Below are 15,857 nucleotides of genomic sequence, written 5' to 3' on the forward strand. Positions count from 1 at the left end.
CGCCGGCCGCCGCGACGGAGCCGGACGAACCGTCGAGCGACTGGTTCGCCACGGCCTCCGACGCGCCCGCCGACCCGCACGCCGACGCGCCGGCCGACCGGGCGAACGAGCAGGGCTGATTCGGGAGGAGGGGACGTCCGGTGAGTGCGAGGGACTGGATCGACAAGGACTTCTACCACGAGTTGGGCGTCTCGTCCGACGCCGGCGACGCGGAGATCAAGAAGGCCTACCGGAAGCTTGCGCGTGAGCTGCACCCCGACGCGAACCCGGGCGACGTCCAGGCCGAGGCCCGCTTCAAGGCGGTGTCGGAGGCCTACGGCGTGCTCGGGGACCCGGAGAAGCGCAAGCAGTACGACGAGGCCCGCCGGCTGTTCGGCGCCGGTGGGTTCCGGCCAGGCGGTTTCCCCGGGTTCGGCTCGGGTGGCGGCTCGACGTTCGACTTCGGCGACATCTTCGGCCAGCAGACGGGGTCCTACGGGAGCGGCGGCATCAGCGACCTGCTCGGCAACCTGTTCGGCCGCCGCGGCGGCACCGCGGGTGCGACCAACCGCCCGCGTCGCGGGGCCGACGTGGAGACCGAGGTGCGGATCGACTTCGTCGAGGCGGTCAAGGGCGCGACGGTTCCGCTGCGGCTGTCCTCGCCGTCGACCTGCGGGACCTGTCACGGCTCCGGCGCCAAGCCCGGCACGACCCCGCGCACGTGCGCGAACTGTGGCGGGGCCGGGCTGGTCAGTCGCAGCCAGGGCGCGTTCGCGTTCAGCGAGCCGTGCCGGGACTGCCGCGGCACCGGCCGGATCGTCGACGTCCCGTGCCCCGAGTGCGGCGGCGACGGCGTCAGCACCCGGACTCGCACGCTGACCGTCCGGATCCCCGCGGGCGTCAACGACGACCAGCGGATCCGCCTGGCGGAGCAGGGGGAGCCGGGCTCGAACGGCGGGCACGCGGGTGACCTGTACGTGCGCGTGCACGTCGCGCCGCACCCGGTGTTCGGCCGGTCGGGCAACGACCTGACGATCAAGGTGCCGGTCACGTTCCCGGAGCTCGCGCTGGGCACCACGCTCACCGTGCCGACGCTGGACGACAGGGTGTCGCTGCGGGTCGTGCCGGGCACCGCGAGCGGGCGGGTGCTTCGGGTGCGCGGCAAGGGGATCGCGCGGCGGGACGGTCAGGCCGGTGACCTGCTGGTGACCCTGCAGGTGGCCGTTCCGTCCAATATGGACGACCAGGCGAGGAGGGCGCTCGAGGAGTACCTGGCGGCCACCGCGTCCCACGACCCGCGACCGGACCTGACCGCGATGCTGCAGCAACGGAGCCAGCCATGACCGGAATCCCGTTCCCGCCGGGCGCCGACGAGGACACGCCGATGTTCGTGATCTCGGTGGCCGCCCAGCTGTCCGGACTGCACGCCCAGACGTTGCGCGGCTACGACCGGGTGGGCCTGGTGTCCCCGGGCCGGACCTCCGGTGGTGGCCGCCGCTACTCGATGCGGGACATCGCCCTGCTGCGCGAGGTGCAGCGGCTCTCGCAGGAGCAGGGCGTGAATCTCGCGGGCATCAAGCGGATCATCGAGCTGGAGCACGAGGTCGACGACCTGCGCCACCGGCTGGCGGAGCTGACCGAGGAGCTGGCCGCCGTCCACGCGGCGGCCGAGCAGGCCGCGGCGGCGATCCACCGCTCGTACCGCAACGAGCTGGTCCCCGTCCGCCAGCAGACCGCCCTGGTCGTCTGGAAGCCACAGCGTCGTCGCTGACCGATCGACGTCGTCGCCGACCGATCAACAAGGACCCGGCCCCGCGAACGCGGGCGCCGGGTCTTTCCGTCACAGCTGCTCAACGCCGAAGGTTGTCCACAGCCCCCACGCCGCACGACCAGAACTGTCAGTCCTCACGCATAGACTGAAAAGCGGGGGGGCCCCGCGAGTCCGGAGTTGTCCACAGGCGACGCTCGCCGGTGACCGGAATAGTCAGCGGCCGCCCGTAGGCTGATGACCGGGGGCCGGAGGCCGCAGTCCGCCCCAATTCCCAGGTTCGCGCGCCATGCATCGTCGGTCGCCAGGATGGCCCTTTCCTGGGGCGGCCGTGTTCCCGGGGGTGGGCCGTTTCTTGAGGTGACGCTGTTCCCGAGGTGGCTCCGGCTCTTGCTGGAGCCGGACATCCTCCCGTTCCTGCCGGCGGCACCGAGGCGGCAATTGGCCGATCGGCGGGGCGCTGCTGTGGAGGATCCGCCGGACGGCCGGTTGACGGCTTGGTTACGTTGAGTACTTTCGTCGTTGAGTAGCGTCTTCGTCACCAACCAACGGAGATGACCGCATGCCACGGCTAAGGCTCCCGCGGCTCCCACGCCCGGGCAGGCACCACCGAGAACGCACGTCGCGCGATGAACACGACAGGTTCGTGCTCATCGCGGAAATCGGTGGGTTCGTGGTCGTGACCAGCATCATCGCCGCGTTCGTGCTGATGGTCGCCACGAGCAGCGGCGACGGGGTGACGACCACCAACCCGGCGGTGCCGACGATCACCGATGTTGGCGGCCCCGAGTGGACCGAGACCGAGCCCACCGAGCCGGCGCCACCGCCGGCGGCGCCACCCGCGGCCGGCGCACAGGCGGAGGACGCCACGCCGAAGCCCACGCCTACAGCGCCCGAGACGACCTCCAGCCAGCGCCCGAAGCCGATCGACCGCGACGACGACGGGTACGACCACGACGACGGGTACGACTACGACTACGGGTACGGCGACGGGTACGGCGACCGGCACGACTACGACGACGACGGGTACGACCACGACCACGACGACCGGCACGACTACGGCAACGGGCATGGCAACGGGCACGGCAACGGGCACGGACACGGCCACGGGCACGGACACGGCTATGACGGGCGATGACGCCCAGATCGCGCGACCCTCGGACGCGTGCTCGCCGGCGCGTACGTTCACCAGGACGTACCGCCACCCGCCGGTGTGCCGGGACGAGCGCCGGCACTTCGCGTCCTGACCCGCGCTGAAACGAGTCGACTCGTCTTTTCGGCGACCGGCCGGTCCCTCGAGCAACCGCGACGGGCCCGTCGGCCTCTACCGGCCGAACAGCTCCTCAGTCCACGGTGAACGGGTCGTACGTGATGTGGTCCAGAGCCGTCCCCGCCACCAGCATCCGCGACACGGTCGAGCGGATCATCGGCGGCGAGCCGGACACCAGCACGTCGTGGTCGGGCCACGCGCCGTGCCGGGTCACGACGTCGGCTAGCGTGCCGCGTTCCGCGGTGGCGATCCTCGACTCCGTCTCCAGCACCGGGATGACCGTCAGCCATGGGTTCGTGGTCGCGATGTCCTGCACGTGCTCCAGGTCGTAGAGGTCCGCCCGCACCCGGCCGCCGTAGAACAGCCGCACGTGCGGGTTGCTCCCCCACTGAGCCAGGTGCTCGATGATCGACCGCATCGGCGCGATGCCCGTGCCGCCGGCGATCATCAACACGTCGCGGCCTGCCTTGCGGTCCACGCGCAGCCTGCCCATCGGCGGGCCCATCCGCCACACCTCGCCCGGCTGCGCGGTGGCGACGATCGACCGGCTCACCCAGCCTCGGTCCACGGCACGCACGTGGAACTCCAGCAGCCCGTCCTCGCGCGGCGCTGTCGCCGGCGTCAGGTAGCGCCACATCCGCGGGCGCTGCGGCGTCTCCACGCTCAGGTACTGGCCCGCCTGGTACGGCACCGGGTGGTCCGGCTGCACTCGCACCACGGCGAGATCCCGGGTGAGCCGCTGGCGCTCCACGACCGTCCCGGTCCACCACGCCGGGCCGTCGTCCGCGTTCGCCGCCTCCAACATGGCCCGGGCCATGATCGTGTAGGCCTCGGCCCACGCGCGCTCGACGTCGTCGGTCCACGCGTCGCGGGCGTACTGCTTCACCGCGGCCAGCAGCGCCATGCCGACCGCCTCGTAGTGGCTCGCCACCACGCCGAACTTCCGGTGGTCGCGCCCGAGCTGGCGCAGGAACGGGATCAGGTCGTCCGGCCGGTCGACCAACTGCACCACGTGCACCAGCGCACGCAGCAGCCGGGCGCGCTGGACCTGCAGGTTCACCGGGAACAGCTCCCGGGTCGCCGGGGAGATGCTGAACAGCGTGGCGTAAAAGAATTCAGCCACCCTGCCCGCGTGCGGCTCGACGAACGCCCAGGTATCGCGCACGAGCCGCACCATCGTCGCGACCGGGTCCGAGATCGACTCGGTCCTCTCCTGGCGCGGTAGGGGGTTCACAACGGCGTTTGCTGTCATGGTCGGGGCACAGACTCCACTCTTGGCGTCCGGGGTGGATGCCGCGTGTTCCCTCCGCGGTCATCCGTCCCCGACATCAGGACACTAGACGGATTCTCACCGGTTGTCCGCACTCTTGGCACTTTCGTGTGTGATGCCACTACTTACGGTGGCCACCTTGGGACGAACGGGCTACATCAGGGGAGGGGCTTCGCGTCGTTACGCCGGGCATGAAAGCGTGTGCGCCGTGCGACCAGCCCGGGTGACTCCCGTCGGTGTTGCCGAGCCAGCGCTGCTGGACCTCGAATTCGCCGATGACCAGCAGGTACTTCCGCCACGTGCGTTGCCGGGCCCGCCCATGCCCGTGACGTCGTCGGTGGCCGCGGGCTCGTCGGCGGACGGCCCGACGAGAAGACTTCGCCCGATCGGACGAACGGCGCCGGGCGCGTCGTTCAACCCGGCGCCGCGTCCGGCCCCGCCGCCGATGCGACAGCCGGTCCAGCCTCGCGCGCAACCGGTCGGCCATCCCATGGGTGGTCCGCCCTACCCCGTTCAACCACCGCAGCCGCGGTCCGGCGGTCGGCCACCGGGTCAGCCCGCGGACTGGTTCCGCCAGCCGCCGCAGCAGTCCCCCGGCGGGTTACCGGTGAACCACGCCGGGTCCGGCCGCCGGGAGCCACCATCCGACCCGGGGCCCGGGTCGGCGGGCGAGCACCTGCTCCAGTGCGCCTACGGCACGAAGGACCGGGCGCTGCGCTTCTACCGCGACCAGATGCTCGACCACCTCAACGACGACATGATCACCTTCGTAGGCCGGACGGAGCTGGCGTTCATCGCCACCGCGGACGGGGGCGGCGAGTGCGACTCGAGCCTGCGTGCCGGTCCGCCCGGCTTTCTGCACGTGCTCGACGAGCGGCGGATCGCCTACCCGGAGTACCGAGGCAACGGCGTGGTCGCGAGCCTCGGCAACATCAGCGAGAACCCGCACGTCGGCCTGCTGATGATGGACTTCGTCGAGGACGTCATCGGTCTGCACGTCAACGGCCGCGCCCGGATCGTCGAGGACGCCGACCTGCGCGCCGAGTGGCCGGGCCTGCCCGCCGGGTTCGAGCGCGGCCGAATCCCGGAACGCTGGGTGGTCGTCGACGTCGAGGAGGCGTACGTGCACTGCCGCAAGCACATCCCGCGCATGCAGGTCGTTCCGCGCAAGCGCGACTGGGGCACCGACGACGTACCGCGCAAGGGCGGCGACTACTTCGGCGTGCGCGCTCGCCAGGATGCCACCGCGCGCTAGGTCCACCCGCGGATCACTCGGCTGGCGGTGGCGGCCGGCGGTGACGCCGGTTCATGCACAGCAGCCTGTGGATAGAGACCTGGGGATTGTGGACAAGTGGCGACCTGCTGTGGACAAGGCCACTGGTACATGTGGGTTAGCTCCGCCAGGAGGCCCATCACGGAGAGAAATCCAGGGGTTGAGTGGAACTGGCTCAACTTTGCTGACGTTGAGCTAGTGAGGCGATGTTCGCGTACGTGAGGTGAGGGGATTGGACGCTTTCAACCCGACGACGAAGACCCAGCTGGCGATCTCGTCGGCGGCGCAGGCCGCGACCGTGGCCGGCAACCCGGACGTCACGCCGGTGCACCTGCTCGGCGCCCTGCTCGCGCAGAGCGACGGGCTGACCGCGCCGCTGCTGACGGCCGTCGGCGCCGACCCGGGGGTGATCCGCAAGGAGCTCGACCAGCTGTCCAACAGCCTGCCGTCGGCCACCGGCGCCACGGTGTCGGCGCCACAGCTCGACGGCCAGGCGCTGCGCGCGGTCACGCACGCGCAGAAGCTGGCCACGGAGATGGGCGACGAGTTCGTCTCGACCGAGCACCTGCTGGCCGGCCTCGCGGCGCAGGGCGGCCCGGTGGCCGACCTGCTCAACCGGCACGGGGCCACGCCGGACGCGCTGCGCGAGGCGTTCGTCAAGGTCCGCGGCTCGGCCCGGGTCACCAGCCCGGACCCGGAGGGGACCTACAAGGCGCTGGAGAAGTACGGTCTCGACCTCACCGGCCGGGCTCGCAAGGGCGAGCTGGACCCGGTGATCGGCCGTGACGCCGAGATCCGCCGGGTCGTGCAGGTGCTGTCCCGGCGTACGAAGAACAACCCGGTGCTGATCGGCGAGCCGGGCGTCGGCAAGACCGCGATCGTCGAAGGACTGGCCCAGCGGATCGTGGCCGGCGACGTGCCCGAGTCGTTGCGCGGCAAGCGAGTCGTCGGCCTCGACCTCGGCGCGATGGTGGCGGGCGCGAAGTACCGCGGTGAGTTCGAGGAGCGGCTGAAGGCGGTGCTCAAGGAGATCACCGAGTCGGCCGGCCAGGTCATCACGTTCATCGACGAGCTGCACACCATCGTGGGTGCCGGCGCGACGGGCGAGGGAGCCATGGACGCCGGCAACATGATCAAGCCGATGCTGGCCCGTGGCGAGCTGCGGATGGTCGGTGCCACCACGCTCGACGAGTACCGCGAGCACATCGAGAAGGACGCCGCGCTGGAGCGGCGCTTCCAGCAGGTCCTCGTCGGCGAGCCGTCGGTGGAGGACACCGTCGGCATCCTGCGTGGGCTCAAGGAGCGCTACGAGGTGCACCACGGCGTGCGGATCACCGACGGCGCGCTGGTCGCGGCGGCCACGCTGTCCGACCGCTACATCACCGCCCGCTTCCTGCCGGACAAGGCGATCGACCTGGTCGACGAGGCGGCGTCGCGGCTGCGCATGGAGATCGACTCCCGGCCCGTCGAGATCGACGAGGTCGAGCGGGCCGTGCGGCGCCTGGAGATCGAGGAGATGGCGCTCGCCAAGGAGGAGGACCCGGCCTCGCGGCAGCGGCTGGCCGCGCTGCGGACCGAGCTCGCCGAGAGGCGCGAGGGGCTGTCCGCGCTGACCGCGCGCTGGCAGAACGAGAAGGGCTCCATCGAGAAGATCCGCGAGCTCAAGGAGCAGCTCGAGCAGCTGCGCGGCGAGTCGGAGCGGGCCGAGCGCGACGGCGACCTCGGGCGTGCGGCGGAGCTGCGGTACGGCCGGATTCCCGCGCTGGAGAAGGATCTCGAGGCGGCCACGCGGACCGCGGAGCTGCCGCCCGAGGGCGTGATGCTCAAGGAGGAGGTCGGCCCGGACGACGTGGCGGACGTGGTGTCGGCGTGGACCGGGATCCCGGCCGGCCGGCTCCTCGAGGGCGAGACGGCGAAGCTGCTGCGGATGGAGGAGGCCATCGGCCGGCGGGTCATCGGCCAGGCCGAGGCGGTGCGCGTGGTGTCCGACGCCGTCCGCCGGGCACGGGCCGGGGTCGCCGATCCGGACCGGCCGACGGGCTCGTTCCTGTTCCTCGGCCCGACCGGGGTCGGCAAGACCGAGCTGGCCAAGGCGCTGGCGGAGTTCCTGTTCGACGACGAGCGCGCGATGGTGCGCATCGACATGAGCGAGTACTCCGAGAAGCACTCGGTGGCCCGGCTCGTCGGCGCGCCGCCCGGGTACGTCGGCTACGACCGGGGTGGCCAGCTCACCGAGGCGGTGCGGCGGCGGCCGTACAGCGTGGTGCTGCTGGACGAGGTGGAGAAGGCGCACACGGATGTGTTCGACGTGCTGCTGCAGGTCCTCGACGACGGTCGGCTGACCGACGGCCAGGGCCGGACGGTGGACTTCCGGAACACGATCCTGGTGCTGACGTCGAACCTCGGCTCGCAGGCCATCGCGGACGCCAACCTCGACGAGCGGCAGCGCAAGGACGCCGTGCTGTCGGTGGTGCAGCGCCACTTCAAGCCGGAGTTCCTCAACCGGCTCGACGACGTGGTCGTGTTCCACTCGCTGGCCACCGAGGAGCTCACGTCCATTGTGGATATCCAGGTGGTGCAACTGGGCAAGCGCCTGGCCGCCCGCCGGCTGACCCTGGACGTCTCCCCGTCGGCCCGGGACTGGCTGGCGCTCACCGGGTTCGACCCGGTCTACGGCGCCCGCCCGCTGCGCCGCCTGGTCTCCTCGGCCATCGGCGACCAGCTGGCGAAGGCGCTGCTGGCGGGCGAGATCCGCGACGGCGACACGGTCCGCGTGGACGTGGCGGACGACAACTCGGCCCTGATCGTGGGCCGGGCTCTCTGACCGGTGTGGCTCGTGAGTCCACTTCGGACTCGCGAGCCGCTCGCTAGGAGTTGTCCACAAGCGACCCGATTGTCCACAGCCCGCCGGCACCGCCCGTTTTCGTCAGCGCCCGCCGGTAGACTGGCATGTGAGGGTGGCCCCCGGGACAGGGTGGGGCTTTCGGTAGTCGGGTTCTGCACGCGCGTGCGCGCGGGGGACGTTCTGTTGGCTGGGTTCCTGGTGTGGGTCGGCTTGGTCGGGGTGCGATCATCGAGTGGTGAGCGGGCCCGGTGCGGAGACCTTTCACGAGCTCGCCGAGTCCGGTTGGCGCTGGGTGCTGGACCAGGTGGGCTGGGACGACGACGGCCCGTGGATCCCCGAGTCCGTTCCCGGCCGGCTGACGCCGAGCTACCGGTACGGCATGAACAGCGGGATCGGCAGCCTCGCGCTCGTGCTGGCCGAGGTCCGGCTCGTCCGCCCGTGGACCGTCGAGGAGCGGTCCCTCGCGGACGCGGTCGCCGACCGGCTGCTGGCGCGGATCGCCGCCGAGACCGACTGCACGTACTTCCACGGACTGGTCAGCACGATCGGCGTGCTCACCGCGCTCGGCACCGGCGGCGCGGAGGCGGCCGTGGACCGGCTCCTCGCGCTGGCCACGCCCGACGGCTGGCCGCAGAGGGTCCTCGACGAGTGTCGCTTCCTCCCCGGCGCCCGCATCAACGACGTCGTGCTCGGCACGGCCGGCGTTCTGCTCGGCGGGTTGTGGGCCCGGCGCGCGGGCGTGCGGCGCGGCGGCGAGCTGGCCGAGCGGGCCGCCGCGGTGCTGCTGGCTGAGCGGGAGACCGTACCGACCGGGCTGGACTGGCCGTTCGTACCGCGACGGTTCCGCACCGACGCCGACGCGCGGATGCCCAACTTCTCGCACGGCGTCGCGGGCATCGCTGCGGCGCTCGCCCTCGCCGGCGCCGAGCTCGGCCGCCCGGGCCTGACCGGTGCCGCCCGCCTCGGCGTCGAGCACCTGGTGTGCCTCGGCGACCCGAGCGACGGCGGGTTCGTCGTCCCGCGCCGGATCCCGGCCGCCGCGGACCACGACGAGTTCACCTACTCCTGGTGCCACGGCCCCACCGGCACCTCACTGCTCTTCCTCGCCCTGGAGCGGGCCGGCGTCGACGACATCGCCGGCGAGTCGCCGCTCACGTGGCACCGCCGCTGCCTGCACAGCATCCGCACCTCGGGCCTGCCCGCCCGGCTGCGGCCCGGCTTCTGGGACAACGACGGGCGCTGCTGCGGCACGGCCGGCGTGGGCGAGGTCTTTCTCGACTCCTGGCAGCGCGCCGGTGCCGACGACGATCTCGCCTTCGCGCTGCACCTCGCCGGCACCCTGGTCGGGCGCGCCGTTCGCGACGGGCCCCACGCCTGGTGGCGGTTCGTCGAGCACCGGGTCCCGGAGCCGCTGCTACCGCCCGGCGTCGGCTGGATGCAGGGCGCGGCAGGCATCGTGGCCTTCCTCCTCCGCGTCGCCCGCATCATGCGGGACGGGCCGGGCGCCGGTGCGGTCCGCCGCATGGACACGTGGTGGGCGCTGCCACCGGTACCCGCGGCCGGGCGGCCGGCAGTGTGATCAGCGCTGTGATCAGCGCTGTGATCAGCGCTGTGATCACCCCGCCGACCGCCCCGCACCCGGTCAGTCCTTCGCGAGCAGGTCGTCCAGCTTCTGGTAGCCCGCGATCACGCCCTCGTCCAAGCCGCTCGACAGGATCATGTCGCGAACCTCGAAGCTGTCCGTCAGCGTCGTGTCCGTCAGCCGTGTGCGGCCGTCGGGCAGCGCCTCGAACGTCAGCGTGTTCAGCACCGCCTCGTCGCCCGCGCCTTCCATCGACTGGGTCTGCACCAGCAGGTCCGGCGAGCGAACCGCGTGGAAGGAACCCCAGAACGTCACCAGCTCCTCCGAGCCCCGCAGCATCGTGTACCGGTAGCTGCCGCCGTTCACCGCGTCCCACTTGTCCAGCCGCACCGACGTCGAGTCGGGACCGAGCCACTGGACGAACACGTCGGGATCGGTGAACGCCCGGAACACCCGCTCGGGCGGCGCGTCGAACTCGCGGACGATGCGGATCACCGGCACCGCCGGGTCGGCCTCGATGCGGGTCTCGGGGGTCGTCTCGTTCTCTGTCTTCGTGCTCATGGTGCTCCTCGTCGCTTGTCAGAGTCCGTCTTCGGGTCGTCGGCCAGCTCCGCCAGCACGGCGTCCAGGCGACGGAACCGCTCCTCGGCCGCGCGCCGGTAGCGCTCGATCCACTTGGTCATCAGGTCGAACACCTCCGCCTCGAGGTGGCACGGGCGGCGCTGCGCGTCCCGCGACCGCGTCACCAGCCCGGCGTCCTCCAGCACCTTCACGTGCTTCGAGACCGCCTGCACGGACACGTCGTACGGCTCGGCGAGCTGGCCCACCGTCGCGTCCCCGACCGCCAACCGCGCCACGATGTCCCGCCGGGTCGGGTCCGCCAGGGCCCCGAACACCCGCGAGAGCCGGTCCTCGGCCACCGTCGACCTCCTCCTCAACCAATTGGTTGCAGAAGACGGTACGAGTGGGCCGCGACTTTGTCAACCAATTGGTTGTAGAAGGCGCGCCGGATCCCGGTTCGACCACTCGGCCTACTACGCTTCCCGGCGTGGGAATACCGGCATGGGTCTGGTTCGCCGTCGCGGCCGTCCTCGCGATCGCCGGCGTCCTGGTTCTGCTGCGCGACCGGGCCCTGCTGACCTCCCGCAACCGGGAGCGCCGCCGCTGGGCCGCCCTCCGCGGCTGGCAGTTCGCCGACTCCGACCACGTGCTGCCGACCCAGTGGAGCGGCGGCGCGATCGCCTTCCACGGCGGCGGCATCGCGCGCGACGTGGTCGCCGGGTCGACGTTCACCGCGGACGGCCGGCGGCGCGTCTACGTCTTCGACCTGGAGTCGGGCGGCCGCGTCACCGCCGTGATCGCCGCCGTGCAGTGCCGGCGCACGCTGCCCGCGGTCGTCGAGCTGTGGCTGCCGAGCGCGCCGTTCCAGCGCGAGCACATGCCCGAGCTCCTCGGCCCGGTCGGCCAGCGGTACGCGTTCGTCTCCGAGCTGACCGCCGCGCGCGGACTGATCACGCCGGACCTCGTCGACGCCACCGAGGAGATCGGCGCGGACATCGCGGTCACCTGGATCGAGGACGGCTGGGTGCTCGCGGGTGCCCCGCCGAACGCGAGCCCGTCGCGGCTCGAGCGGCTGCTGCGCGGGATCGGCGAGGTTGCCGACGTGATCGACCCGTTCGACGCGGAGATTGACCCGGTCGGTGAACACGAGCACCCGACAGGCCGACATGGGGAGCGGAGCGACTAGACCGGTAGTCGCCGACTCACCCGATCGGTGAGCCATTAACGTGTCCACATGCCAACAGCGCTCGTCACCGGGGCCACGGCCGGGATCGGGGCCGCGTTCGCCCGCAAGCTCGCCGCAGACGGATACGACCTGGTGATCGTTGCCCGGACGAGAGAACGGCTCAAGGAGGTCGCGACCGAGCTGGCCGAGGCACACGGCGTCGACGTCGCGCCGATGACCGCCGACCTGTCCACCACCCGCGCCCGCAAGCGCGTCGAGGAGCGGCTCGCCGACGACGAGAGGCCGATCGACCTGCTGGTCAACAACGCGGGCTTCGGCACCCGCGGCGCGTTCAGCGAGACCGACCCGGAGGCGCTGCAGGCACAGCTCGACGTCAACGTGACCACCGTCCTGCGGCTGACCCGCGCCGCGCTGCCCGGCATGCTCGCCCGCCGCCACGGCGGCGTGATCAACGTGTCGAGCGTGGCCGGCTACTTCCCCGGCACCGGCCCGACCTACGCCGCCAGCAAGGCCTGGGTGACGACGTTCTCCGAGGGCATGGCCGCGAACCTCGCCGGTACCGGCGTGCGGGTACTGGCCCTCGTGCCCGGGTTCACGCGCACCGAGTTCCGCGACCGCGCCGGCGACGAGATGTCGGACCTGCCCGCGAAGATGTGGCTCGACGCCGACCGGGTCGTCGCCGACTGCCTGCGCGACCTGCGTCGCGGCCGGCAGGTCTCGGTGCCGGGCCTGCCGTACAAGGCACTGCTCGCCCTGCCGCGCCTGCTGCCGCGCGCCCTGCTGCGGCGGTTCGAGACCCGGGCGAGCTTGGGACGAAACCGCACCTGACGAGAGTCGGATCAGTCCCGACCGGGGGAAGTTGAGGGGAGACATGGGAAGCACGGAGACCGTACTGCTGATCATCGCCGCCGTGATCGTCATCGGCGTGGTGTTCTACTTCCAGCACAAGGCGCACCAGAAGAAGGTCGCCGAGTTCAAGGCGTTCGCGGCGCAGCACGGCTGGCGCTACACCGAGCGGGACCGCTCGCTCGTCAACCGGTTCCTCGGCGACCCGTTCGGCGAGGGGCACAGCCGCAACGCAGTGCACGTACTGCGCGGCCAGCACCGAGGCCGACAGATCATGGCGTTCGAGTACAGCTACAAGGAGACCCACGGCACCGGCAAGGACCGGCGCACGGTGACCTACACGCACACGGTCGCCGCCCTGTCGCTCCCGGCCGACCGGCCGACGCTGCAGGTCGGCCGGGAGGGCTTCGGCCGCAAGCTGCTCGGCTTCGTCGGCGTGCGGGACCTGCAGCTGGAGAGCGAGCAGTTCAACGAGACGTTCCACATCAAGACGAGCGACGGCACGACGGGCGAGAAGTTCGCCTACGACGTGCTGCACCCGCGGATGATGGAGTGGTTGCTCGGCGACGAGCGCGCGCTGTCCGTCCCGTTCCGCTTCGAGCGCGGTGACCTCATGACCTGGGACCGCAGCAAGATCGACCTGCCGAAGGTGCAGTGGATGCTCGACTACCTCTGCGACGTGGTGGACCAGGTGCCAAGCTTCGTCTGGAAATCGTGAGCTCGGGGGAGGGGACGAGGATGACACAGCAACCCGGGTGGTACCCGGAACGACCCGGCTCGACGGTCCTGCGCTGGTGGGACGGGAACCAGTGGACCCCGCACACCCAGCAACAACAGCAACAACAGCAGCGCAGTGACGCCAGCGGCTGGGAGGTCCCGCTCGGCCGCGGTCCGGATCCCGACCGGATCCGCGAGCAGACCCGGGCCGCCGGCGTCGGCCAGGCCGGCTACGGCGGCGGCACCCTGTTCACCGAGCCCGTGCTCGTGGTGAACCAGAAGGTCAAGCTCATCGAGATGGCCAACGAGTACGGCGTGTTCGACCAGCACGGCCGGCAGCTCGGGTCGGTCGCCCAGGTCGGCCAGTCCGCGCTCAAGAAGGCCGTCCGGTTCTTCTCCAGCTACGACCAGTTCCTCACCCACCGCCTCGAGGTGCGCGACGCCAACCACCAGCCGATGCTGATGCTGACCAGGCCCGCGAAGGTGTTCAAGTCGCGGGTGATCGTGGCGCGGCCGGACGGCGCCGAGGTCGGGCAGATCGTGCAGGACAATGTCTTCGGCAAGATCCGCTTCAGCTTCGTGGTCCACGAGCAGCAGGTCGGCGGCATCCAGGCGGAGAACTGGCACGCGTGGAACTTCGCGGTCCTCGACCACACGGGCGCGGAGGTCGCCCGGATCACGAAGACGTGGGAGGGCCTGGCGAAGACGATGTTCACCACGGCGGACAACTACGTGGTGCAGATCCACCGGCAGCTCGCCGACCCGCTCGCGAGCCTCGTCGTGGCGTCCGCGCTCACCGTCGACACCGCGCTCAAGCAGGACGATCGCGGCTTCGGCTGAGCCGGGCGCGCCGGCCGGGTTTTGTCGGTGGCGCATGAGAGGCTCCGGTCGTGCGAACCGCTCCCGCTGTTGACCTGACCGCGAAGCGCGAACTGGCTCGGCTGGTGACCGAGCTGGCCGTGGTGCACGGCCGGGTCGTGCTCGCGTCCGGCAAGGAGGCCGACTACTACATCGACCTCCGGCGCGCCACGTTGCATCACGCGGCGGCCCCGCTGATCGGCCGGCTGTTGCGTCAGCTCACCGCCGACTGGGACTACGTCGCGGCCGGTGGGCTCACGCTCGGCGCGGATCCGGTCGCCGGCGCGATGATGCACGCCGCCGCGGCGGCCGGCGAGGTGCTGGACGTGTTCGTGGTGCGCAAGTCGGCCAAGGAACACGGGATGCAGCGGCGCATCGAGGGCATCGAGGTGGCGGGCCAGCCGGTGCTCGCGGTCGAGGACACCTCGACCACCGGCGCCAGCGTGCTCACCGCGGTCGACGCGCTCACCGAGGCGGGCGCCACGGTGGTCGGCGTGGCCACGGTCGTCGACCGCGACACCGGTGCGCGCGAGGCGATCGAGGCGCGGGGGCTGCCGTACCGGTACCTGCTGGATCTGGTCGATCTCGGGCTGTGACATCGGCCGAGGTCCCGCGAGGACGGGGCTGACGCGATAGCCTGCCCGGGTGGACGCAGCAGTGATCATCATCCTGGTCGTGGTCGCCGTCATCGTGATCGTCGTCGTGGCGTTCATCGCGAGCTACAACAAGTTCGCGAGACAGCGGAACACCATCGAGGAGTCCTGGCGCCAGATCGACGTCGAGCTGCAACGCCGGCACGACCTCATCGGGAACCTGGTGGAGGTCACGAAGGCGGCCGCCAAGTTCGAGCGGCAGACGCTGGCGCAGGTCGTCCAGGCACGTAGCCAGGCGGTGGCCGCCCACGGCGCGGGCCCGGCGGCGCAAGGCGACGCGGAGCGGTCCCTGAACGGCGCGCTGTCGAACTTCTTCGCCGTGGCCGAGCAGTACCCGGACCTGAAGGCGAACCAGGACTTCCTCTACCTGCAGCAGCAGATGGTGGAGTGTGAGGACCGCATCGCCGCCGGCCGCCGCTTCTACAACGGCAACGTCCGCGCGTTCAACACGAGGTTCGACACGTTCCCGTCGAGCATGATCGCGAACTTCGGCAAGTTCCAGAAGAAGGAGTACTACGAGGTCGACGACCCGCAGGTGCGGGCCGCACCGTCCCTCAAGGGTGCCTTCGACAGCCTGAACGAGCCGGTCACCCCAACGCCGCCGATGGGCACGATCACGCAGGCGGGCGCCCCGCAGGCCGCGCCACTGCCGCCGCAGCAGGCCGCCGCTCCGCCGCCGGCCGCCCCGGGTGCTCGGCCGCCGCAGACCCCACCGGCACCGCCGGCGCAACCCCCACAGAACTGACCAGATCGGGGCCGGGGCCCGCCCAGCGGGTCCCCGGTCCATGTCCGGCACAGCGGCATCACAACCCGCCAAGTTGTCCACAGCCCAGCCACGAACCCGTTCTCCGTCAGTACCCACCACTAGATGATCGAGTCCTGATGATCTTGTGGCGCGTCGGTGTGGGCTCGAAGATCGGGTTTTTGCCGGTCGTGGGCTGGTCCCGTGACCGTCAGGTAGGTCGCAAGCCTCGGCTCACGGACCGGGGGCTGTTGTGTTTGGTGGTGGCGCGGCGTCTGCTCGGTGTGGCCAGCGAACGCCGTTGGGT

The 15,857-nt window shown here is 71.3% G+C and carries 15 protein-coding genes; 12 read left to right on the forward strand and 3 right to left on the reverse strand.

Features of this window, described 5'->3' with window-relative positions:
- Positions 1 to 140 precede the first annotated feature (140 nt).
- The 3 genes from dnaJ to ACRDTB_RS32000 all read left to right on the forward strand — a co-directional run bounded on the left by dnaJ (position 141) and on the right by ACRDTB_RS32000 (position 2,885).
- A complete protein-coding gene (dnaJ, locus tag ACRDTB_RS31990; protein WP_431435929.1) occupies positions 141 to 1,322 on the forward strand; it encodes a molecular chaperone DnaJ in 1,182 nt (393 codons plus the stop codon).
- On the forward strand, positions 1,319 to 1,750 hold the full coding sequence (locus tag ACRDTB_RS31995) for a heat shock protein transcriptional repressor HspR (RefSeq protein ID WP_431435930.1): 432 nt from the start codon (positions 1,319 to 1,321) through the stop codon (positions 1,748 to 1,750). Before dnaJ ends, ACRDTB_RS31995 begins: the two co-directional genes overlap by 4 nt.
- A 643-nt stretch (positions 1,751 to 2,393) precedes the next feature.
- Entirely contained in the window at positions 2,394 to 2,885 is a 492-nt protein-coding gene (locus tag ACRDTB_RS32000) for a hypothetical protein (protein ID WP_431435931.1), read from the forward strand.
- Between the two features lie 205 nt (positions 2,886 to 3,090).
- Here the strand turns inward: ACRDTB_RS32000 and ACRDTB_RS32005 are convergent, their stop codons facing one another.
- Entirely contained in the window at positions 3,091 to 4,269 is a 1,179-nt protein-coding gene (locus ACRDTB_RS32005; protein ID WP_431435932.1) for a globin domain-containing protein, read from the reverse strand.
- 625 nt (positions 4,270 to 4,894) lie between these two features.
- Here ACRDTB_RS32005 and ACRDTB_RS32010 point away from each other — a divergent pair.
- From ACRDTB_RS32010 to ACRDTB_RS32020, 3 genes are all read left to right on the forward strand, one after another.
- Complete coding sequence (locus ACRDTB_RS32010) at positions 4,895 to 5,542, forward strand: pyridoxamine 5'-phosphate oxidase family protein (protein WP_431435933.1); 648 nt, start codon at positions 4,895 to 4,897, stop codon at positions 5,540 to 5,542.
- Between the two features lie 250 nt (positions 5,543 to 5,792).
- Positions 5,793 to 8,384 carry an ATP-dependent chaperone ClpB gene (clpB, locus tag ACRDTB_RS32015; protein WP_431435934.1) on the forward strand — a complete coding sequence of 864 codons (2,592 nt, stop codon included), beginning with the start codon at positions 5,793 to 5,795 and terminating at the stop codon, positions 8,382 to 8,384.
- Positions 8,385 to 8,640: 256 nt separating this feature from the next.
- Entirely contained in the window at positions 8,641 to 9,984 is a 1,344-nt protein-coding gene (locus ACRDTB_RS32020; RefSeq protein ID WP_431435935.1) for a lanthionine synthetase LanC family protein, read from the forward strand.
- Positions 9,985 to 10,047: 63 nt separating this feature from the next.
- Here the strand turns inward: ACRDTB_RS32020 and ACRDTB_RS32025 are convergent, their stop codons facing one another.
- A complete protein-coding gene (locus ACRDTB_RS32025; protein ID WP_431435936.1) occupies positions 10,048 to 10,548 on the reverse strand; it encodes an SRPBCC domain-containing protein in 501 nt (166 codons plus the stop codon).
- Positions 10,545 to 10,907 carry an ArsR/SmtB family transcription factor gene (locus tag ACRDTB_RS32030; RefSeq protein ID WP_431435937.1) on the reverse strand — a complete coding sequence of 121 codons (363 nt, stop codon included), beginning with the start codon at positions 10,905 to 10,907 and terminating at the stop codon, positions 10,545 to 10,547. Before ACRDTB_RS32030 ends, ACRDTB_RS32025 begins: the two co-directional genes overlap by 4 nt.
- A gap of 128 nt (positions 10,908 to 11,035) precedes the next feature.
- On the opposite strand from ACRDTB_RS32030, the gene ACRDTB_RS32035 reads away from it, so the two are divergent.
- Genes ACRDTB_RS32035 through ACRDTB_RS32060 form a run of 6 tightly spaced genes read left to right on the forward strand, consistent with a single transcriptional unit; the run spans position 11,036 to position 15,553 of the window.
- On the forward strand, positions 11,036 to 11,734 hold the full coding sequence (locus tag ACRDTB_RS32035; protein ID WP_431435938.1) for a hypothetical protein: 699 nt from the start codon (positions 11,036 to 11,038) through the stop codon (positions 11,732 to 11,734).
- Positions 11,735 to 11,782: 48 nt separating this feature from the next.
- On the forward strand, positions 11,783 to 12,562 hold the full coding sequence (locus tag ACRDTB_RS32040) for an SDR family NAD(P)-dependent oxidoreductase (RefSeq protein WP_431435939.1): 780 nt from the start codon (positions 11,783 to 11,785) through the stop codon (positions 12,560 to 12,562).
- Positions 12,563 to 12,605: 43 nt separating this feature from the next.
- Entirely contained in the window at positions 12,606 to 13,298 is a 693-nt protein-coding gene (locus tag ACRDTB_RS32045; protein ID WP_431435940.1) for a hypothetical protein, read from the forward strand.
- A 20-nt stretch (positions 13,299 to 13,318) separates the two neighbouring features.
- Positions 13,319 to 14,137 carry a phospholipid scramblase-related protein gene (locus ACRDTB_RS32050; RefSeq protein ID WP_431435941.1) on the forward strand — a complete coding sequence of 273 codons (819 nt, stop codon included), beginning with the start codon at positions 13,319 to 13,321 and terminating at the stop codon, positions 14,135 to 14,137.
- A gap of 50 nt (positions 14,138 to 14,187) precedes the next feature.
- Positions 14,188 to 14,751 carry an orotate phosphoribosyltransferase gene (pyrE, locus tag ACRDTB_RS32055; RefSeq protein ID WP_431435942.1) on the forward strand — a complete coding sequence of 188 codons (564 nt, stop codon included), beginning with the start codon at positions 14,188 to 14,190 and terminating at the stop codon, positions 14,749 to 14,751.
- 49 nt (positions 14,752 to 14,800) lie between these two features.
- Entirely contained in the window at positions 14,801 to 15,553 is a 753-nt protein-coding gene (locus tag ACRDTB_RS32060; RefSeq protein WP_431435943.1) for a LemA family protein, read from the forward strand.
- Positions 15,554 to 15,857 lie beyond the last annotated feature (304 nt).

This window comes from Actinophytocola sp., assembly GCF_050699935.1.
Classification (GTDB): Bacteria; Actinomycetota; Actinomycetes; order Mycobacteriales; family Pseudonocardiaceae; genus Actinophytocola.